The organism is Aquabacterium sp. A08, from assembly GCF_011742065.1.
The window spans coordinates 1-302 of record NZ_JAAQQT010000179.1 but is presented as its reverse complement, the minus strand read 5'-3'; the positions used below and the strand labels follow the sequence as shown (position 1 = coordinate 302).

Here is a 302-nt window from a genome sequence, read left to right as displayed (position 1 = left end):
GCCACCCCGGTGGAACTGCTGCGCGGTGGCCGTTACGACGAGGTGGGCGCGGTGTTCGGCCGCAAGCGTCCGGCCGCCGGCTTCAGCCTGGACGTCAAGGAACTGGTCCAGGCGCTGTCGGTGCCGCCATTGCAGCCCGCCATCCGCGCGCCCTGGGGCAGCGACGCGGGCCTGCGAGCGGCCATTGCCGCCTTGCGCGCGGCCGGTGAAACCGTGGTCTGCGCCTTGCCCGGCCCCGGCCACGAGGTCGACGAATTCCACTGCAACCGCACCCTGGTGGAGCGTGCAGGTGCCTGGGTGGT

At 72.8% G+C, this 302-nt stretch carries 1 protein-coding gene; it reads left to right on the top strand.

What is annotated here, in order from left to right; all coding sequences use genetic code 11:
• Nucleotides 1-302, top strand: a 302-nt coding sequence (locus HA630_RS26750) for an ATP phosphoribosyltransferase regulatory subunit (protein WP_208299900.1), incomplete at both ends; no start/stop codon positions are given.